Origin of the sequence: Mesorhizobium erdmanii USDA 3471 (assembly GCF_000472705.1) — a bacterium.
GTDB classification, from domain to species: domain Bacteria; phylum Pseudomonadota; class Alphaproteobacteria; order Rhizobiales; family Rhizobiaceae; genus Mesorhizobium; species Mesorhizobium erdmanii.
This window is the reverse complement of the sequence record NZ_AXAE01000016.1, coordinates 1-19,079: the sequence shown is the minus strand read 5'-3', so window position 1 is coordinate 19,079 and position 19,079 is coordinate 1. Positions and strand designations below refer to the sequence as shown.

Here is a 19,079-nt window from a genome sequence, read left to right as displayed (position 1 = left end):
CTCGGCTCAGGGCGTGATCCGCGCCAGGTGCTCCAGATCGGCTTCTTCACGAAGCGGGTCGGGCGCCATCACCACCGAGGTGGCGTTGTCGGCATCGTCGGCAAAGTGGTCGAGCACCGTGCGCCCGCCCTCCATGCGCGCCTTGCCCTCGGCGACCAGCCCTAGGGCCAGCGGATAAAGCCGGTGTTCGGCCTTCAGCACGCGGGCGGCCAGCGCATCGGCGTTGTCGCCGACCATCACCGGCACCGCCGCTTGCGCGATGATCGGCCCGTCATCCATTTCGGAAGTGACGAAATGCACGGTGCAGCCATGAATACGCAGGCCGGCGGCCAGGGCGCGCGCATGGGTGTCGAGGCCCTTGAATGCCGGCAGCAGGGCAGGGTGGATATTGATCATGCGGCCCTGCCATTTCTGGACGAAGCCGGTGGTGAGGATGCGCATGTAACCGGCCAGCGCCACGATCTCGGCATTGAAGGCCGTGAGCGCCGCGTCGATCGCCGCGTCATGCGCCTGCTTGCTGCCATGGCCGGCGCGGGTGATGACCTGTGTGGCGATGCCGCGTGCCTTGGCGATTCCGAGGCCGGCGGCGTCGGCTTTGTCGGAAATGACGCCAACGATCTCGGCCGGGAAGGCCGGGTCGCTAGCAGCCGCGATCAGTGCGGTCATGTTCGAGCCGCGCCCCGATATCAGGACGACGGTGCGTTTTCTCTGCGTGCTCATAGGCCGATCGCGCCCCGATAGATGACGCCGGCGTCGCGGCGCGGCACAATGCGGCCGATCGGCGTCACCGTCTCGCCGGCTTCCTGCAGCACGGCTGCGACCTGTGCCGCCTGGCCGGAGGCAACCGCCAGGATCATGCCGATGCCGCAATTGAAGGTGCGCATCATCTCTTCCGGCGCCACGCCACCTGTCTTGGCCAGCCACGAGAACACCGCAGGCACGTCGATAGCCTCGAGGTCGAGTTCGGCCGAAAAATCCTTGGGCAGCACGCGCGGAATGTTTTCCGGGAAACCGCCGCCGGTGATGTGAGCCAGGGCCTTGATGCCATGCGTGTTGCGAATGGCCTTGAGGATCGATTTGACATAGATGCGGGTCGGTTCGAGCAGCGCCTCGGCCAGCGTCGCCTCGTCATTGAAGGGCGCCGGATCGCTCCACGAAAGGCCGCTTGCGGCGACGATGCGGCGCACCAGCGAGAAGCCGTTCGAATGCAGGCCCGAAGAAGCGAGGCCAAGCAGCACGTCGCCTTCGACGATGTCGTCGGTTGGCAAAAGCTGGCCGCGTTCGGCCGCCCCCACGGCAAAGCCGGCAAGGTCATAGTCCTTGCCGTGATACATGCCGGGCATCTCAGCCGTCTCGCCGCCGATCAGCGCGCAGCCGGCCTGCCGGCAGCCTTCGGCGATACCGCCGACGATCGCCGCACCCTGGTCGGGATCGAGCTTGCCGGTGGCGAAATAATCGAGGAAGAACAGGGGCTCGGCGCCCTGAACGACGATGTCGTTGACGCACATGGCGACGAGATCGATGCCGATCGTGTCGTGCTTGCCGGCATCGATGGCGATCTTGAGCTTGGTGCCGACACCGTCATTGGCGGCGACCAGCACCGGATCGGTGAAGCCGGCCGCCTTGAGGTCGAACAGGCCGCCGAAACCGCCGATCTCGCCATCCGCGCCCGGCCGGCGCGTGGCGCGCACCAGCGGCTTGATCTTCTCGACCATGAGATTGCCGGCATCGATATCGACGCCGGCCTCGGCATAGGTGAGCCCGTTCCTGCGCTTGGCCGTTTTGTCCGGGCTTGTGTCGCGCTTGCTCATCGCAATTTTCCTGCTCGTTTGCGGGCTCTTCGCATGAACGGTTTCGGTCTGCAAGGATAACGGCGGAGCCGAGCCCCTTTTTGGCCCGACAAAAGCGTGGATAGCCTGGCATCGCGCACGGCTGGGCCGTTGCCGGCTTCGTCATCGCCGGCGCCTCGGATGGCGTCGACGGCTTCATCGCCCGCCTGTTCAACCAGCAGTCCGCGCTCGGCGCCTATCTCGATCCGATGGCCGACAAGCTGCTTCTGGTTTCGGTGTTCGTCGTCATGGGCTTCCTCGGGGAGTTGCGGCTGTGGCTGGTGGTCATCATGGTGCCGCCCGATGCGCTGATCGTCTGCGCGGTCCTGTTGTCCACGGTGATGGCCCATCCAGTCGAGATAAAAACCGTTTCTGGTGTCGAAGGCCAACACCGCCGTCCAGATCGTGTTGGCGGCGGTCGTGCTGGGCGAACTCGCCTTTGCCGTGCGGATCGCCCCCCTGCGGCCAGCTCTCATATTGCTGTCCGGGGTCTTGACCGTGGCTTCGGCCGCGGCCTATCTCGTGGCTTGGCTGAGGCATATGAGCGGCTATGGCGAAAGCTCCAATCCGGACATCTGAGAAAGAAGCGGCGGTGATCGAGGCTGCGGCCGCCGATCTTGCCGCGGCTTCCGCGTTCCGGCGGCAGATTTCCTTTTGGGTGATTGGTGCGGCGTTGCTCGCCCTTTTCCTGTATATCTTCAGCGCCATCCTGTTGCCGTTCGTCGCCGGAATGGTGCTTGCCTATTTCCTCGATCCGGTCGCCGACCGGCTGCAGCGGCTCGGCCTGTCGCGCTTCATGGCAACGGTGGTCATCCTCATCACTTTCCTCATCGTGCTGGTGCTGGCCTTCGTTATCCTTATTCCGGTTCTGGCCACGCAGATGGCCGATTTCGCCGGCAAGCTGCCGGAATACCTGACACGGTTGCAGAGCCTGATCACCTCCTTCGATCCGAAATGGCTGGAACAGAAATTCGGCGTCAACGCCAATGGCTTGCGCGACGGGTTGAACTCGCTGCTGACCTCCGGCTTCGGCCTGATCACAACGGTGTTCACCTCGCTGTGGAGTTCCGGCATGGCACTGGTCTCGGTCGTCAGCCTTTTCGTGGTGACGCCGGTGGTCGCCTTCTACATGCTGCTCGACTGGGACCGCATGGTGGCTGTCATCGACAGCTGGGTGCCGCGCGACCATGTCGGCACCGTGCGCGCCATCGCGCGTGACATCAACACAGCGACCGCCGGCTTCGTGCGCGGCCAGGGCACGCTCTGTTTGGTGCTGGGCGCCATGTACGCCACCGGCCTGACGCTGACCGGGCTGAATTTCGCCATCCTCATCGGCCTGTTCGCCGGGCTGATCTCCTTCATCCCCTACGTCGGCTCACTGACCGGGCTGGTGCTGGCCGTCGGCGTCGCCTTCGTCCAGTTCTGGCCGGACTGGACGATGATCGTCGCGGTCGCGGTGGTCTTCTTCATCGGTCAGTTCATCGAAGGCAACATATTGCAGCCTAGGCTGGTCGGCAAAAGCGTCGGCCTGCATCCGGTATGGTTGATGTTCGCGCTGTTCGCCTTCGGCGCCCTGTTCGGTTTTGTCGGCTTGCTGATTGCCGTGCCGGCTTCCGCCGCCGTAGCCGTTCTGGTGCGCTTTGCCATCGCCCGCTATCTCGAATCGCCCCTGTACAAGGGCCACGCGACAGAGGCCGCGCCGCCGCTGCCGGCCGATCGTGGCGGCGGTCACCGCACGCAGCCGCGTCGCTCGAAGTGACCGCCCAGCGAACCGATCCGCCGCGCCAGCTGCCGCTCGATCTCGGCCACGGCACCGGCTATTCGCGCGACGAACTCGTCGTCTCCGGCACCAACAACCAGGCGGCGGCACTGGTCGATCGATGGCCGGACTGGCCTTCGCCGGTGGTGGTCCTGGCAGGCCCCGCAGGCTCCGGCAAGACGCATCTGGCCTCGATCTGGCGTGTCCGCGCGAACGCCGTGGCCGTGAATCCCATGCGCATTGGCGACAGCATCGCCAGTCTCGACGCCCGGCCGGCATTGATCGACGATGTCGATACACGCGCGATCGACGAACAAGGCCTGTTTCACCTGATCAATGCGGTGCGCGGCGCCGGCTCGACGCTGCTTCTGACGGCGCGGCGCTTTCCATCCGCCTGGGGTGTTTCTCTCCCCGATCTGGCGTCGCGGCTGAAGGCGGCAGCGACGGTCGAAATCCATGAACCGGACGACCTCCTGCTCGCCGGCGTCATCACCAAGCTGTTCGCCGACCGCCAGGTCGAGGTCGAGCCGCATGTCGTGCAGTATCTGGTGCGGCGCATCGAACGCTCGCTGGCGACGGCTATGCGCGTGGTGGAGCGGCTGGATCGCACCGCGTTGGAGCGCAAGATACCGATTACCCGGGCATTGGCGGCCGAAGCGGTCAGCGCCATGGATGAGGGGCAGCGCGAGTTCGATATCTAGCCACTGTCGACACTTGGATGATCGGCGAAGGCTGGGCATGTCCCATTTCGGGAAAGATCAACTGGCACCTATCTTGCAGCGTGAGCTTGCCGGCTGACCCCGGTCCTGATTGCGTTCCAAATCAGGTTGTAGGCTCGCCGGGAATGAGGTTGGGGTTCTCGCCCGGCGAGCTTGCCTTCAAATGCATCGATTGATCGCGGCGCTGTCGCGGGGACCAATCAACAAACACACCTCACCTCATTCACGACACCTGCGGCTGCCGTGGTTGCGGCACTCCTGGCGGGCGAGGGCGCTTAGTCGGCGCGGGATATGAAGGGATGGTCGGAGTGGAGAGATTCGAACTCCCGACCCTCTGGTCCCAAACCAGATGCGCTACCAGCCTGCGCTACACTCCGAACGGTCTGTTGCCTATTCATTTCGGTGTTACATGGCAAGTGCAAAAACCTTGCCGCGGTCCGCATTGCGCAGTAATGACGGGCGAAGAGGCGGCGATGCTGCCTTGCACAACCATGAGGTGGCCATGTCCGCGCGCATTTTCAGCCCAGCCAAAACCGCGATGCAGTCCGGCAAGGCCAAGACCGGCCACTGGGTGCTGGAATTCGACCCCGAGATGCGCAAGAAGATCGATCCCTTGATGGGCTATACCACGTCGGGAGACATGAGGAGCCAGATCAGGCTGACTTTCGACACGCGGGGAGAGGCAATCGCCTACGCTGAAAAGGAAGGGCTTGCGTTCCGCGTCGAGGAACCGAAAGAGACCAAGCGCCGCCAGATTTCCTATGCGGAGAATTTCCGCTATGACCGCAGGACGCCCTGGACGCATTGAACAGCGGCCAGCGCCAGATATCCAGCCGGCCCCTTTGGCCGGCTTGCGGTCCCGTAGCTCAGCTGGATAGAGCACCGGCCTTCTAAGCCGATGGTCACAGGTTCGAATCCTGTCGGGATCGCCAATAATTTCAATTGTTTATGGAGTATGAGTTCGCCGGCATCGAACTTCTTGTCAAAACACATCGCACTGTGTCGGCACCGTGTCGGCACGCGGGACTTGGCAGAAATTCACGCGAACGTGATCACGACGTAACCCTTGGTCCGGGCCCGCGTCGCCGAGGGCGGCGCGGAGCTTGAGTGCTACCGCCAAAAAATTGGAATATCTGGCGATCAGCGGGGAAGCTTCTGTCTGGTGGAATGGCGCAAGCGCGCGTAAAGCCACCGTTTCGCTTCGGGTTCAGGATATCTGATGAGGCGATCGCCAACCGTGGCGAATGGCGGTCCTCCTTCCTTGCAACGCATTTTATTGAGTGTCGACTCCGCTAACCGCAGATATCTGGCCGCTTCAGGCACGGTCATTAGCCACGGTTGGTCTGGTTTGTCGGTATCGGCCATTGCTTCCTCCTACGTTTAGTGCCGCAAATTCACGTGAGCGATGTAGGGAGCATATCGCAAAGCTTAAGTCAACAAAAAATCGAGACCCTCGGCGGATTCCCTGATGGAGCTTCCCTGTTAGGTAGTATGGACGATAATTGTTAGGAGAAAATGTCAACAATTGGCGTGACTAGGAAGGCTGCTCATATTTATGGATCGGTTTCTTACGGGAAAGGATTCATTGAAATTCTGCGTTATTGTTAACAAGGCGTAATGCCTATTCTTTCGAATGTGTGTAGAAAGGATTGGAGAATGCCGCCTTGGCCTTCTCGACCGAAAGCTCGATTCGCTCTCCGAAGCAGTCGCAAGGATCCGGTGACCTATATTGGCCCCTGGGGCCAATTTGCCCGGCAATCAGGCTGATACTTCGTAGCTTGGTTGGCAAAGGCTCGCGCCGGGAATCCACGTCCAAGGGGCCCACTCGTCCCGCCGCGGTTTCGCCGGGACCCCCTTGGAAGTGGCAGAAGATCCATATCGAGCGCAAACTCGCCAACCGGCTCTGCCCAACCGGCGGCGGACGAATATCTCGGGGGAGAGTGCGGAGGACGAAGTCTGATCCGCACGGCGGGCATTGATTCCCGGAATCGGATCCGAAGGTCAGCGACCGGACCGCTGAGGCCCGAGTTCACCGAACAGCACGTCGGACCTTCAAGCGACCTCCACACCGAGCGCGATCTCCACGGGGGCCGGGGCTTCGACCATAAAGCGACAAATGTCGGGCCCCCGCGCTGCCCACATGTCCATCTGATTCCTAGGGGACGATCAGGGACTGGATTTGGGCTTAGTCCGTTTCAAAGTGACCGGAGGACCGTAAGTATCGGTCGCTTCTAGGAATATCACCCCTTTCTGCTCAAACGCTTTCCAGATTTTTTCGATTGCATCGTGGGGGACGCTTTTGTCGGCGCTTTCAATTCGAGCGACCATTTGACGGCTCACTTTGGCCAGTTCCGCCACGCTGTCCTGGCGGATATCCAGCAGTGCTCTTGCGGCGCGGAACTGCCGAGCGATGTCATCAACGGACTCCATGTTGGTAGGATGGCGGGGCAGCTGGCGAGGCTGTCAACATAGGCGTCAGATTTATTATGTGATGAGAATTTTGATGTTGTTGTGAGAGCAGTTCTCACATGGACGCCGATTGTCCGACGCCGTATGTCTGTCGCGCTGTTTCCCGCGAATCAAAGGATTCGAACCAAGCGGATCCCTGATCGGACATCGGAGGACTATGATGCTGCTGTTTGGCCGCGTAACGCCAACCGACGACATGATCACCTTCCAGGTCGACCGCCTTCTCGCATTGGCCGCTGATTTAGAGCGCGTCCGCCGCGGCGTGCCGCCGGAGGCGATGGCCGATGAGGAAGCCCCCATCCTCGACCGGTGGATCTTTGCCCAAAGGATTGTTCCCTCCCTTGCCGGGCTCTCGACCGGCCATCCTCAACTCGTCGGCCAGGGGCGGCTGATCGGCACGTCAGACTTATGGCTGCTCTCCGAAGACCGGGCCTGGGCGCGGACGCTTTCGAGATGGTACAGACTCGGACGCCCTGCCGAGCAGTCCGGCCTCGATTCTTGACTGCCCGGCCATGACATCCGGGGATTCGACTTTCGACCGTCATTTCGACCGCCGCCTGAGGGCCGCGAAAGCGGGTTTGCATCTTCCAAGCGAGGAAGAATTGCTGCGCGGCATGAATTTTTTTGGTGACCGTCTCGAAGACGATATCCGGGAATACGCAAGCCGGCTGTCGCGGCGGATGAAGAAACGCGGTCGTGTCGAACTGTTGCCCCTTGCCAATTGTCTTGACGACCTTGCCACGGAACAATCGGAGGACGGCATCAAGTGCCTGGGGGCCGCGCTCGACACCGCCGAAGTCGTGAAGGGGATTCCGGCCGAGGCCTGTCGCCTGCGCTGTCAATTCTACCTTGCGGTGTTTGGCGATCCGCACGCGGCAGCTGCGGTCGCGAGCGAAACGGCATCGATGGCGATGCGTGACTTCAATGAGAGCAGAGGCCCGCGAATGCTTTGGCGCGCGCTAGCGTGGAGCATGCTGTCACGGACTCTCTTCTCTTCGCGCTACGTCGGCACCTTCCAAGTCCCGCCGCATTCGCTGTTCCGGATGCTTATGAACAATGAAGCCGAGTTCGAGTCTGCGATCCTACACGCAAGGCTGACGGACGAACTGACGAACAAGGAGGCGTCGGCCAAGAAGGCGCCGAGAGATGGCGACATCGAGGACCTCCTTGAGGACGAAGCGGAAACCAAACCGGCGCCGAAGGCTTCCGTGGTCGTCATTCCTTCCATCGGCAACGCGACAACATCGGAAGGAAAGCGCGTATTGGGCGAGTTCCAAGAATTCGTGCAGCGCGAACTGCCGCTTCCAGCCGGATCGGATCTGTCCATTCCTCGCACGCAGCTTGTGTCCGAATTCCCCTGGGTCGCATCGTTGGCCGACGACATCCTGAACCGCCTCGTCGGCAGGGGACATGCATACGTGGGACCGACAATCCTGGTCGGCTCGCCCGGATGCGGCAAGACGCGCTTCGCGAGAAGGCTGATCGAGGAGCTCGGCGTCCCGTATGAGCTGGTTCCCTGCGGCGGCTTGAGCGATAGCGCCATCGGCGGTACGGCGCGGCGATGGTCGTCGGGTGAACCGAGCCTGGCCATCATGGCGGTGCGCCGGCATGAATGCGCTGGGCCAGCGATCATCCTCGACGAGATCGAGAAGGTGGGCACCAGTCGCCAAAACGGCAATGTGCATGATGTCCTGATCGGTTTGCTTGAGAAGGAAACGTCGTCGCGCTGGTTCGATCCTTATGTCGAGGCTAACTGCGATCTCTCTCATCTTTCTTGGCTGATGACCGCGAACGAGGTGGGAAGCGTCTCGGCGGTGCTGAAGGACAGATGTCGGATCCTGCGATTTCCGGAGCCGGGCCCCGACCAGTTGCCGTTCCTCGCCCCTCGCATTCTCGAAAGGCTCTACCTCGAGGCGGGGCACGATCCGCGTTGGGCGACGCCGCTCGAAGGATTCGAGCTTGCTGCGCTGGCCAGCAACTGGCCCGGCGGGTCGATCAGGAAACTGGAGCGGCTCGTCGAGAAGCTTGTCGAGGCGCGTGAACGCCATTGGGGCCGGCAATGAAACTGGCGCCGGCCATGGCGAATCCCTTGGCGCCTGCATCACAGCGGCCACGCGCGTTCGGCAGGTACACGGCCAGCGAAGCGCTGCTCGGGCTTCTCGGCCATACTGAAGGCTGCCTCGCCTTCATCAGGGCCGGCCCCATCGCTTCCTGTTACTGCAGAACCGCGCACATGGAGGATCCAGCGATCGCCGTCGAGGTGACAAGACATTATGTCCGCACAGCCATCGCGACCGGGACGCCGATCCCGACAGGGATCCTCGAGCTTCTGGCCTGCCACGTCATGGATGCAAACCCTGCCTGCGTCGAGTTGGCGGAATGGCTTGAGGGCGCTGGTCTTCTCGACCTCCCGCCGAAGACGAACAATCACCAGGGTGCGGATCATTCATGAACCATCGTCGAGAGCTCGTCGGGGTGAGCCAGTTCCATCGGGCACAGCAATGATCGAAAGGATTGGAAGATGAAAAAGCGTCGCAAACCAGGTTTCTCGCAACAGCATCGTAGCCAGAAGACCAGAGCTGTCGAGGCTGCGGGTGACTCCGGCATTTCTGCTGAAAGGGATGCAGACGCTGCTGGCAGCGCGGATAGTTTGCTCGGGGACGCTCTGCTTTTGCGATTGCTGCAGCTCCAGTTCCGGATGGCCGTCCATGAAGCCGCTCATGCGGTAGCGCGACTCCATCTCGATCTTGGAACCATCGTTAAGGTCACGATCGAGGCTCCGGAAGGTGGCTATGTCACCGGAACCATGCCTGAAGAGCAGACCGAGGCGATGCTCACCGGCGTTCTCATCGCAGCGCTCGCGGGCCGAGCGGCGGAGGAAGTGATCGTGGGGTCGGTCGCCGCCGGGTCCGGCTCTGAGTCCTGCGATCTAGCGGCTGCGACCGCATTGGCGTTCGACATGGAGACCGTGATGGGCTTTTCGAAGAAATGGCCGCTGCTTCACCGCAAGGTCGAGGACCGGACATCGCTTCTCGCGACCGACCACGATCTGGCGGCGCGGGTGAACGCCCGGTTAGAGAGCGCCTATGCCGTCGCCCGAAAAATGGTCGTCAACCAGAAGGTCGCGATCGACTTCCTTGGCGAAATCTTGCTGGCACGAAAGACGCTGGAGGGAGCTGAACTCGACACCGTGCTCCAGCAAGTGAAGCAGCGGATCGTTGCGACGCCCGGGTGATCCGACAAACGGTTGCAAAACACCGCGCGTTGACGAGTCCAGGAGTCGTGGAGCTTTGGCGCGCCCGCATGAATGAAATCAAGGCTTCGATCCTATGAAAATCTGGCTGTTCTCTGACTTGCATCTTGAATTTGCCGATCTGCGGCAGCCGCTGACGATCCCGGATGCAGACGTCTGCGTCGTCGCGGGAGATCTTTGCCGCGCCCCCGCCAACGGCGTTCACTGGTTGGGCAAAAACATCGCTCCGGCGATGACGTGCATCTATGTCGCGGGCAACCACGAATTCTATAAGGGTTCGATCAAAGAGGGGCTGGAAGACGGGCGCGCCGCGGCTGCGCAGTTCGCGGGCGTTCATTTCCTGGAGAACGACGCTGTCGTTATCGACGGCGTTCGCTTCGTCGGCGCGACGGTCTGGACCGACTTCCGGATTGAGGGGCGCCCACATGTCGCAATGTTCCATGCTCGCGAGCGCATGAACGACTTCAGGCTGATCGCGGAACAACGCGATCCTTGGCAACGTTTCGTGCCCGAGAGAGCATTCCGTATGCATCAGGAATCCCGTCGGTTCATCGATGCCGCGCTGAAGGCCGATCCGATCGAGACCGTCGTCGTCACCCACCACCTCCCGCACGCGAAATCTATTCCTTCGAGATTTGAGGGCGACCTGCTGAATGCCGCCTTTGCGTCGGACCTGTCCGAAGTGATCGAGAGTGGTCGGCCCGCGCTCTGGGTCCATGGACACACGCATGATAGCTGTGACTACAAGGTCGGCAGCACGCGCATTCTCTGTAATCCGCGCGGCTACGATGACGAGAACACCGCATTTGATCAGGCGCTGGTCGTAAGGATATAGCAGATGGATGAAGGCGAAGAATTGACCGTAGCTGACCCTTGAACGCCTGGTCATGGATGGCTGCTTCGCGCCCAATTCCAGCCATTCAGGCGCTATCGAAGATGCCCGCAAGCTGCAGTCAGTCTGAGGGGCACAAATGTCAATGATTGGGTGGAAATCGGAATGGCCGGTTTCGGGCTTGTGCTGTGCGAAAGCTGCCATTCTCCGAGGCAGCGACCTTCCTCCGCAATCGCGTCACAACGGTTGCCTTACGCCCTACCAAGTCTTCCGAGAGCTGACCCAGGCTTTGACGACAGCCTCAACTCGCTAGCGCCAGGCTCCCGTAACGCCTGATTTCAGCCTGAACTTCCGTTACAAGGCTTTCCAGTGCAGTATTTCTCGCCTTCTTTGCCCGACGCACGACATAGACGAGGGGCGGCGGAGCCGGCAGGCCCTCGCTTATGATCTCCATCTCCGGACGCAGGTGTCGGTCGCTGAGAAGCGCGACGCCAAGCCCAGCCTGCACGGCCGCTATGATACCTGCCGCGCTGGAACATTCGAAAACGGTATCCAGATCCGCGCCACCGTCCTGGCCGATGTCGATTGCCCAGCGCCGATAGAAGCAATCTTCATCGAACGAAAGGAATGGTAGGGGACCGCCATCCTCCAGGGTCAGTTCGCGGGACTTTACCCAGTGCAAGGCTTCTCGGAACAGCACAACATCCGTCGGCCGGACCTCATGAGCGAAGATCTGGATGATCGCAACGTCCAGTTCTCCGCGCTCCAGCATGGACCGGAGCACCAAACTCATGCGCACCTTCGTCCGGACGGCTACTTGCGGGTGCACGCGCCGGAAGCGACCAAGGATTCGTGACAGGTCCGAACAAGTCGTATCCTCGGTAAAACCGAGCAGGATCCGTCCCGCCAGATCTGACTTCGCGAGGCTGACAAGCGCCTCGTCGTGAAGGCCGAGAATCTTGCCGGCGTAGGCGAGAAGCGTTTCGCCATCCCTTGTAAACGTGCCTCTGCCCGGCCGTCTGTCCAGCAGTTCGCAGCCAAGGCTGGTCTCCATCCGTTTGATCTTGTGGCTGACGGCAGACTGCGACAGTCCGAGTGCGTCAGCAGCGCGGGTAACGCCTCCATGTATCTTGATGGCCCGAAGGGCGCGCAATGCGTCGATGTCCAGGCGCCTGCTATTCGTCTCGATCATCCATCGCTCTCAAGCTCATGTCGGGGGGTATGATGTGCCGGCCTCCGGAATCTGGCAAGAAAAAGTGACAGATGCGGGCGGAATTTCATGACCGGATCGATATTTGTCATGTGCATGCGGCGTACCGAGCACCTATCCGTGGGCCGAAACTTGCCTCCGGAACTGCCATGACCGTCCTTCCCGCCGCCAACGTGCCACCGCCGCGTTCCCCTCTGCTTCTACCCGTACTGGCCACATTGCTGATCATCGGCTGGAGTTCCGGCTTCGTCGGCATTCGCTACGCGAGTGAGGAGGCCAGCGTGGCTATCCTTCTGTTCTGGCGAACCTTGCTGTCGGGGCTTATCCTGCTTCCCTTCGCCTTGGCGTTCGGGCCGAGAATGCGCTTGGCAGCCGTTCTGCCGCAAATGGCGTTCGGCGTGATGGCCGTCTTTATCTATCCCGGCGGTTTTGCGTTGGCGATCGAGCAGAGGGTGCCGACAGGACTCGTCGCGCTGATCTCCGATCTTGTGCCACTGGCGATCGCGGCCTTGTCGCAGCCGCTACTGGGCGAAGGGCTTTCGGGACGGCAATGGTTGGGGACCGCAATCGCCGTGACGGGTGTGCTGGTCGTTTCCTTCGACAGTCTCAGCTTCGGGACAGCGCCTCTTTGGGCGTACGCGCTTACCATCGGTTCCATGCTGGTGTTTGCCGTCACGTCCGTTTTGCGCAGGGGCAAGGCATCCCTGAACATGCCCGTCCACCAGAGCCTGTGCATTCATTCGCTCACCGGCGCGGTCCTATTTGGCATCTGCGGTCTGTTCCAAGGCAGCTTGGAGCCGCCCCTGACGCGCGAGTTCGCAATCGGCATGGTTTGGCTTGTGCTCATTGGGACATTCCTCGCCTATGCCGTCTACTATACGATGCTGCGTCTCTACCCGGTCGCGCAGGTGAGCGCCGCGATCTACCTCAGCCCGCCGCTTACCATGCTCTGGGCCTGGATGCTGTTTTCGGAACCACTGACCACCGCAATGTTTATCGGCTTGGCGGTGACGCTGATTGGGGTATGGTTAACGTTGCGCGACTAACGTGCGGCGTCGGCATTGCGGGAGGCGCGAGCGCGACCTGTACGTTCACTTCTGGGCCCCTCAGCGCCGACAGATCGGCCCTCTCGGAACAGCAGCTTTCGGAGACGTGCGGAGGGCTCTGAAAAGTCTAAGAAGGGGGTCGGTTGCCGCCAGTCGGCAGGCGCCCCATCCCGGTCATCCAGTTTTTCTAGCGCTTCCCAATAGCTACCGCATTCGAAGCTCGTCGGAGCCGCAGCGCACGGCTGTCGGCGGGCAAGACACATATGTGACCTCGCCCGCCTCGGCGCTCTCAATCCTTGCTGAACGCCTGCGATGCTGCGAGCGTATCCAGTGCTTCACGCAGGAGCTGTATCTTCCCGTCTTTGGCGACGAGCCGGCCAGCGTAGGTCTGCTTGTAGGTCTTACCTGTTGAGGGCACGGCAGCCTCGACCTGATATTCACCAAATGCCTGCTCTTCGGTGTTGATCGAGATATCGATGTTCTTGAACCTGAACTCGGGAACTCTGACGAGGAGGCCGGCGATGAACTTTTCGATGGCTTCCGGGCCTTGGGCACGGGCATCGATCGTCGGCAGTTCCAGTATGCCGTCGTCCGCGAAGAGGCTCGCCGCAGCGGCAGGATCCTGGATATTCGCGAGATAGTCTTGGAGAAGTTGGGTAGCGTTTTTCATCAGCGTGTCCTTCCATTGGTTAGGCAATGACACTGAGATAGGCCCCCAGGAGTTTGTACAAAGATGCAAAATATGTTTTGATAATTCACAGTGTTGGATAATCGTGGTTGGGTGAGGTCGATGAATCAGCTTCTTGCGATGCGCACATTTGTTCGGATCGCTGAGTCGGGAACGTTCGCAAAGGCTGCCGACCTGCTGGGTCTTCCGCGGTCCACGGTTAGCAAACTCATTGCCGATCTCGAGGACCATCTCGATACCAAGTTGATCCAGCGCACGACGAGGTCGGTCACAGTCACGCCCGATGGCGCCGAGTATTATGAGCGCGCCCTTCGCCTGCTTGACGAACTGTCCGACATGGACCAGACGGCGCGGCGGACCAAAGCGCAACCCCAGGGTAAATTGCGAGTCGACATCGGTTCTTTGCTTGCCAATCTGATACTTATTCCTGCTTTGCCCGATTTTCGGCGTCGCTATCCAGACATCGAAGTCTATCTCGGTGTGAATGACCGGCCAGTTGACCTTGTCAGCGACGCCGTCGACTGCGTCATTCGCGGCGGCGCGCTCAATGATAGTTCCCTGATCGGCCGGCGCATCTGTGAACTCGAATATGTGACCTGCGCTTCGCCTGACTACCTTGCGCAGCACTCCGTTCCCTTGCATCCGGGCGAACTGGAAACGGGCCATCAGCTCCTGAGCTACTTTTCCGCGTTGACTGGCAAAGCCTTTCCGCTGTTTTTCGAGCAAGGGTTGGACAAGATCGAAGGGCACCGTTCCAGTGTCGCGGTGAATGAAAGCACGGCGCATTTGACGGCGCTGCTTTCAGGTCTTGGAATCGGCCAAACTTTCCGCTTTGCCGCGCAACCCTATCTGGATGACGGGCGGCTGGTTCTGCTCCTCGATGCCTGGACGCGCGAATACCACCCGCTGTACGTCGTCTATCCATCGAACCGCCATCTCAATGCGAAACTGCGCGTGTTTGTCGAATGGGCCGCCCATGTTTTCGCACGTGTGGATGTACGGCGAGCATCGGCTGCCGGCGATTAATCGATTTTCGCACATTCGGAAGGCAATCTGAGGCAGCATTATCCATGGAGATGAGCAGTGTTTCCAGATTATCTCTCTAAACATTGCGGCGGGGCCGGGCCATTTCGATCTGGCAAACGATCGAAAGGACCCTGCCATGAACGACGTAAAGATCCTGAACGCTGAAGAACTTCTGCTGCGTTCGCTCGAACTGCTCCCACGCGACCTCGACACATGGGTGGCATTATTCGCCGAAGACGCCGTTTTCGAACTGCCTTATGCGGGTACCTTTGATGCGCCTACCAGGCGCGATGGGCGCGAAGCGATCCTTGGCGGCATGACCTGGTTCATGTCGCTAATCAACGACCTCAAAATCGGCGACGTGACAGTCCACACGGTGGCCGGCCGTGATGCGGTTGTCGCCGAATATGCGGCCACCGGCAAAATGAGTGCAAACGGCAGGTCATTTGACCAGATCTACATCGTCCGGGTCGAGGCCAGGGATGGCCTGATTATCCACTTCACTGAGTATTTTGACACGCTTCGCTTCAAAAACCATCTTGAGGGCTGAGCTGGCAAGCCGATCTCTTTGTCCGGGAGAGCGCCGATCAAGCGCCGCCGGAGCAAGCAACTCTGAGCGGCGTTTTGCGACCGCCTTAAGGCGTCCTTGTGGCGACCCTGATGGGGGAAAGCGGCAATGCGCCGTCAGCCTTGTAGCTGCGCATGGCAAAGCTTGAGCGGATGTCGCGGATAGCTTTCAGTGCGAGGAGCTGTCGCAGGATGGTGGACTCATAGGTCGCCATGTCAGGGACGACGACTTCGATCAGGAAATCGACGTCGCCCGAGATCAAATGGCACGCGACTACCTCGGGCATTGAGAGGACGGCCTCTACAAAGGCGTCGGCGTGGTCTTGCGCGTGACGTTCGACGCGCACCCCAGCAAAGACCGTGAGACCTAGTCCAACGGCGGGACGGTTGAGGATGGCACGGTAGCCTTCGATAACGCCTCCCTCTTCAAGCAGCTTCACGCGTCGCGAGCATGGGGAGGGCGAGAGCCCGACGCGATCGGCAAGAGTAATGTTGGCGATGCGAGCGTCGTTTTGTACCTCTCGCAAAATTGTTATGTCGATCGGATCCAAGGGCATTCTGGTCAAAGTGTCCATTTTTCGGTCTGAAAAATACCAATGATGCCAAATATTGGCTTCATCTCTTTCATCTTTAGCACCTTTGCTACGCTGTGGCGCGCTAAAAAGGGTTGAGTACGCAAACATAGAGAAAGCGCCCATGCCTAAGGTCTTTGAAGTCAAATCTCTGGTGGGCAATGTCGCCTTGGTGACAGGCGGGGCCCGTGGGCTTGGGCTGGAGACCAGCCGCCAACTCGCGAGCAAGGGCGCTCATGTGATTATCGCGGCACGTGACCTAGCCAGGGCTAAAGCAGCCGCACAGGGGCTGGTTGCGCAAGGCCTCGATGTCTCGGCCTTGAAACTTGAAGTGACAAGCACAGCTGATCACCACGCGGCCTACGCCGCCATCGAAAGCCAGCATGGCCGGCTCGATATCCTGATCAACAATGCCGGTGTTCTGGTTGACGGTGGCGAAAGCGTCATGGCTCCGGATCAGCCGCCAAGCAGCGCCCGCCCCGCGACAGTGCGAGATATCTTCGAGGTCAATTATTTTGCCCCGGTGTTTCTGACCCAAACCCTGCTCCCGCTCATCAGGCGCTCGGAGGCAGGCCGGATCGTCAATGTGTCGAGCATCAGGGGGTCGCTGTCGCATATGTCCGACCCGGCCTCGCCGGTCTATCTCAACCGTACTCTTGGTTACAACGGGTCAAAGGCAGCGCTAAATGCCTTCACCATTCTTCTGGCAGAAGAGCTGCGCGGAACATCCATCAAAACAAACGCGATTCATCCCGGTTGGCTGCGAACCGACATGGGTGGTGATGCGGCGGATATGAGCGTGGAGGAAGGCGCCGAAATTGCCGTTCATTTTGCCAGCCTTGCCGCAGACGGTCCGACCGGGGGCTTCTTTTTTGGCGATGATCGCCTGCCATGGTGAGCGATGCACAACGAAGGCCTGAACGAGATGGACAAGCCATGCCAGCGGTACCGCCAAGGTTAGCCCTGACAACGGACCCCAAGACGGTCATTGTCGTCGGTGCCGGTATGAGTGGCCTGGTTGCGGCACTCGAGCTTGAGCGCGCCGGCCACCATGTCCAGATTGTCGAGGCCCGGCAACGGATCGGCGGTCGGGTTCACACGCAACGCGCGCGTGACGGCGCACCCATGGCGGAGGCCGGCGCGGGTCGAATTCCCCGCTCACATCGCTGGACCTGGGACTACATAGAGCAGATGGGGCTCGCCACCAGGCCGCTCTATCCGACCGGTCTTAATAATGTCGCCCTGATCGACGGCAAACGGTGGGTCATCGACGCTACGACGGACTTGTCGACGACGGTCGATCTGCCGCCCGACGAGAAGGCCCTGGGATTTGCGGGTCTGGTAAACACGCATCTCCTGGAAAACGTTGAAAAACTGCTGGCAGCGGAGGTTATCGATACGCCCGCCTGGCCGCCAAGTACGCTGGCGCACCTTGACCGTCTCAACATCATCGATCACCTCGCCACCCAAGGTTTGTCCCAAGCCGCGATCAAGCTGCTGACCCTGGGCGCCTTTCCGACCTCCATTTCGCCCCTGATGCTCTCCCGTGTCCTTGCGACCTATGATCGAGAAAGTTTGGCCGTTATCGAGGGCGGCAATGACCGGCTTCCCGCTGCGGTCGCCGCTCGCCTGCGCGGCCCCATCCTGCTCAGCTCACCAGTCCGGGCCGTGACGCAGTTCGCCGACCGCATCGAGATCGCCATTGAACGGGCCGGACAAAGGACCATGATGAGCGCAGATGCGGTCATCTGTACCATCCCATACTCAATTTTGAATAAGGTGCAGTTCGAGCCCGCGCTGAGTCCGGCCAAGCAGCAGATTCTGGCCGGATTTCGCTACACCAAGGCGACCAAGGTGGCATTCAAGATGTCAGCCCGTTTCTGGGAGGCCGAACAGTTGAGCGGGTTTGCCCAGCTCGATACCGGTGCAGAAATCTGGAGCCCTCGTTGGTCCAGCGACGATGGCAGCGGGATACTGCAGCTATATCAGCAAGGTGAAAGGGCTGCCGAAATGGACGCCATGGACGAAGCTGCCCGGGCCCAATGGGCAATGGAGTCCATTGAAAAAGTCTTTCCGGGCGCAGGCGGTCATGTACAGGCATCCGCCAGCTATTCGTGGCAGGACGATCCCTGGGCTGGCGGCGCCTATGGCATTCCGCAGCCCGGTGATCTCTTCCGCTGGCAAGGCAATATCGCCTCGTCTGAGGGTCGCATCTACTTTGCGGGCGAGCACACTTCGGAATATTCGGCATGGATAGAGGGCGCTGTCAGGTCGGGACATCGCGCAGCCACGGAATTGCAAAAGGCGACTTTCTAAGCTGGAGTGGTTTCCTGACCGCCTTGGCTTCTGAGAATTCCGCCGCATGACTCTGCGTAGGCTGAGATTAATCGCTAATGCGACGGTTAGGGCGTATGCCGATATCGGAGCGAACTACGTTTGGCGAACATCACGCAGCGACCTGGCTAGTCCGAATGGCCGGTTTTGGGTGCATCTGTTCGACCGCCGAATGACCAATATGGGGTCGAACGCGGAATGGCAGATGTCTGCCTAACACGGCCAACACCAGACAGGCCGGTTTCGGCCCCGAAATTGCCTATCAGGAATGCGCCTCTTGTCAGCCGTACAGGCGAGCTTGAACCTTGCCCGCAAGCAGACATTTCATGCGCCGATCATGTGAAAATCCGAAGTTACGCAAACCTGGGCGTCTGAAATGGGCATGCCTGTGGTCGAAAGTCGTTACCGGCTAGCCCGACGGCACCCGAAATTGGCTGTCAGCCCCGTTGTCAGGTTGGATTCGCTATCCCGTACCGTGACGGTCGCAAGCCGTTGTGGCCTACAGGTTGAAATACCAATCGTATTGCCACGTCCCCAACCACCCGAATGGAGACCTCATGTATCGCACTCTCATTCCAGCCGCCTTCGCGGGCATCTTCGCCGGAGCTGTTCTGGCTGCCGGCACCTGCTGCACGGCCGCGACACCTTCGGCCGAACTGGTTTCCTAACAGCACTCCACGAGGAGGATAAGATGACCAAGATTTCCTTCAATAGATTCGTCTGGCTCACGCTGCGTGCATCGACGGCGCTGATGCTCACCATTGCACCCTACCAC

20 protein-coding genes, 2 tRNA genes and 1 pseudogene are annotated in these 19,079 nt (G+C 60.5%); 14 read left to right on the top strand and 9 right to left on the bottom strand.

The features are described 5' to 3' along the window. Positions 1–6: 6 nt before the first annotated feature. Positions 7–720, bottom strand: coding sequence for a phosphoribosylglycinamide formyltransferase (gene purN, locus A3AU_RS0113085; protein WP_027053234.1), 714 nt, complete (start codon positions 718–720; stop codon positions 7–9). Further along, positions 717–1,811, bottom strand: coding sequence for a phosphoribosylformylglycinamidine cyclo-ligase (gene purM / locus A3AU_RS0113080; protein WP_027053233.1), 1,095 nt, complete (start codon positions 1,809–1,811; stop codon positions 717–719). Before purM ends, purN begins: the two co-directional genes overlap by 4 nt. Positions 1,812–1,933: 122 nt before the next feature. On the opposite strand from purM, the pseudogene A3AU_RS1000000136840 reads away from it, so the two are divergent. From A3AU_RS1000000136840 to hdaA, 3 genes and pseudogenes are all read left to right on the top strand, one after another. Next, positions 1,934–2,408 (top strand): annotated as a pseudogene (locus tag A3AU_RS1000000136840) (CDP-alcohol phosphatidyltransferase family protein); the annotation flags it as partial. Further along, positions 2,380–3,588 (top strand): AI-2E family transporter, encoded by a 1,209-nt coding sequence (locus tag A3AU_RS0113070; RefSeq protein ID WP_027053232.1) that lies wholly within the window; start codon positions 2,380–2,382, stop codon positions 3,586–3,588. The pseudogene A3AU_RS1000000136840 and the gene A3AU_RS0113070, both read left to right, overlap by 29 nt. Then, positions 3,585–4,289 carry a DnaA regulatory inactivator HdaA gene (gene hdaA, locus A3AU_RS0113065; protein WP_027053231.1) on the top strand — a complete coding sequence of 235 codons (705 nt, stop codon included), beginning with the start codon at positions 3,585–3,587 and terminating at the stop codon, positions 4,287–4,289. Before A3AU_RS0113070 ends, hdaA begins: the two co-directional genes overlap by 4 nt. A gap of 318 nt (positions 4,290–4,607) precedes the next feature. Here the strand turns inward: hdaA and A3AU_RS0113060 are convergent. Next, positions 4,608–4,684 (bottom strand) — tRNA-Pro (locus tag A3AU_RS0113060). Between the two features lie 125 nt (positions 4,685–4,809). On the opposite strand from A3AU_RS0113060, the gene A3AU_RS0113055 reads away from it, so the two are divergent. Next, positions 4,810–5,115 carry an ETC complex I subunit gene (locus A3AU_RS0113055; protein ID WP_027053230.1) on the top strand — a complete coding sequence of 102 codons (306 nt, stop codon included), beginning with the start codon at positions 4,810–4,812 and terminating at the stop codon, positions 5,113–5,115. A 47-nt stretch (positions 5,116–5,162) separates the two neighbouring features. Beyond that, positions 5,163–5,239: transfer RNA gene (locus tag A3AU_RS0113050), tRNA-Arg, on the top strand. Positions 5,240–5,447: 208 nt separating this feature from the next. On the opposite strand, the gene A3AU_RS1000000138915 is transcribed toward A3AU_RS0113050, so the two are convergent. Beyond that, positions 5,448–5,672 (bottom strand): helix-turn-helix transcriptional regulator, encoded by a 225-nt coding sequence (locus tag A3AU_RS1000000138915; RefSeq protein ID WP_140696288.1) that lies wholly within the window; start codon positions 5,670–5,672, stop codon positions 5,448–5,450. An 801-nt stretch (positions 5,673–6,473) separates the two neighbouring features. Next, entirely contained in the window at positions 6,474–6,737 is a 264-nt protein-coding gene (locus A3AU_RS0113040) for a helix-turn-helix domain-containing protein (protein ID WP_027053229.1), read from the bottom strand. Positions 6,738–6,933: 196 nt separating this feature from the next. Here A3AU_RS0113040 and A3AU_RS01000000135360 point away from each other — a divergent pair, with 196 nt between their 5' ends. Both A3AU_RS01000000135360 and A3AU_RS1000000137260 read left to right on the top strand, forming a co-directional pair. Further along, positions 6,934–7,278, top strand: a complete 345-nt coding sequence (locus tag A3AU_RS01000000135360; protein WP_051355352.1) for a DUF6634 family protein — start codon at positions 6,934–6,936, stop codon at positions 7,276–7,278. Between the two features lie 100 nt (positions 7,279–7,378). Continuing rightward, positions 7,379–8,839, top strand: a complete 1,461-nt coding sequence (locus A3AU_RS1000000137260; protein WP_161633508.1) for an AAA family ATPase — start codon at positions 7,379–7,381, stop codon at positions 8,837–8,839. Positions 8,840–8,877: 38 nt separating this feature from the next. Here the strand turns inward: A3AU_RS1000000137260 and A3AU_RS1000000138910 are convergent, their stop codons facing one another. Beyond that, positions 8,878–9,222 carry a hypothetical protein gene (locus A3AU_RS1000000138910; protein WP_154674581.1) on the bottom strand — a complete coding sequence of 115 codons (345 nt, stop codon included), beginning with the start codon at positions 9,220–9,222 and terminating at the stop codon, positions 8,878–8,880. Positions 9,223–9,297: 75 nt separating this feature from the next. On the opposite strand from A3AU_RS1000000138910, the gene A3AU_RS01000000135350 reads away from it, so the two are divergent. Next, positions 9,298–10,011 (top strand): M41 family metallopeptidase, encoded by a 714-nt coding sequence (locus A3AU_RS01000000135350; RefSeq protein ID WP_051355350.1) that lies wholly within the window; start codon positions 9,298–9,300, stop codon positions 10,009–10,011. Between the two features lie 94 nt (positions 10,012–10,105). Continuing rightward, a complete protein-coding gene (locus A3AU_RS0113015; RefSeq protein WP_027053227.1) occupies positions 10,106–10,864 on the top strand; it encodes a metallophosphoesterase in 759 nt (252 codons plus the stop codon). A gap of 298 nt (positions 10,865–11,162) precedes the next feature. On the opposite strand, the gene A3AU_RS0113010 is transcribed toward A3AU_RS0113015, so the two are convergent. Continuing rightward, positions 11,163–12,053, bottom strand: a complete 891-nt coding sequence (locus A3AU_RS0113010; RefSeq protein ID WP_027053226.1) for a LysR family transcriptional regulator — start codon at positions 12,051–12,053, stop codon at positions 11,163–11,165. A 167-nt stretch (positions 12,054–12,220) separates the two neighbouring features. Here A3AU_RS0113010 and A3AU_RS0113005 point away from each other — a divergent pair, with 167 nt between their 5' ends. Continuing rightward, complete coding sequence (locus A3AU_RS0113005) at positions 12,221–13,117, top strand: DMT family transporter (RefSeq protein ID WP_027053225.1); 897 nt, start codon at positions 12,221–12,223, stop codon at positions 13,115–13,117. A 289-nt stretch (positions 13,118–13,406) separates the two neighbouring features. Here A3AU_RS0113005 and A3AU_RS0113000 read toward each other — a convergent pair whose 3' ends face one another. Further along, complete coding sequence (locus A3AU_RS0113000; protein ID WP_027053224.1) at positions 13,407–13,787, bottom strand: nuclear transport factor 2 family protein; 381 nt, start codon at positions 13,785–13,787, stop codon at positions 13,407–13,409. 120 nt (positions 13,788–13,907) lie between these two features. Between A3AU_RS0113000 and A3AU_RS0112995 the strand changes: the two genes are divergently transcribed. Together A3AU_RS0112995 and A3AU_RS0112990 are read left to right on the top strand one after the other, a co-directional pair. Further along, a complete protein-coding gene (locus A3AU_RS0112995) occupies positions 13,908–14,831 on the top strand; it encodes a LysR family transcriptional regulator (protein WP_027053223.1) in 924 nt (307 codons plus the stop codon). A 136-nt stretch (positions 14,832–14,967) separates the two neighbouring features. Continuing rightward, complete coding sequence (locus tag A3AU_RS0112990; RefSeq protein WP_027053222.1) at positions 14,968–15,381, top strand: nuclear transport factor 2 family protein; 414 nt, start codon at positions 14,968–14,970, stop codon at positions 15,379–15,381. A gap of 85 nt (positions 15,382–15,466) precedes the next feature. On the opposite strand, the gene A3AU_RS0112985 is transcribed toward A3AU_RS0112990, so the two are convergent. After that, a complete protein-coding gene (locus tag A3AU_RS0112985) occupies positions 15,467–16,096 on the bottom strand; it encodes an Lrp/AsnC family transcriptional regulator (RefSeq protein ID WP_335334621.1) in 630 nt (209 codons plus the stop codon). On the opposite strand from A3AU_RS0112985, the gene A3AU_RS0112980 reads away from it, so the two are divergent. Then, entirely contained in the window at positions 16,095–16,868 is a 774-nt protein-coding gene (locus A3AU_RS0112980; RefSeq protein ID WP_032917306.1) for an SDR family oxidoreductase, read from the top strand. The two genes, A3AU_RS0112985 and A3AU_RS0112980, sit on opposite strands and share 2 nt — an antisense overlap. A 38-nt stretch (positions 16,869–16,906) precedes the next feature. Next, complete coding sequence (locus A3AU_RS0112970) at positions 16,907–18,286, top strand: flavin monoamine oxidase family protein (RefSeq protein WP_161633507.1); 1,380 nt, start codon at positions 16,907–16,909, stop codon at positions 18,284–18,286. Positions 18,287–19,079: the final 793 nt, after the last annotated feature.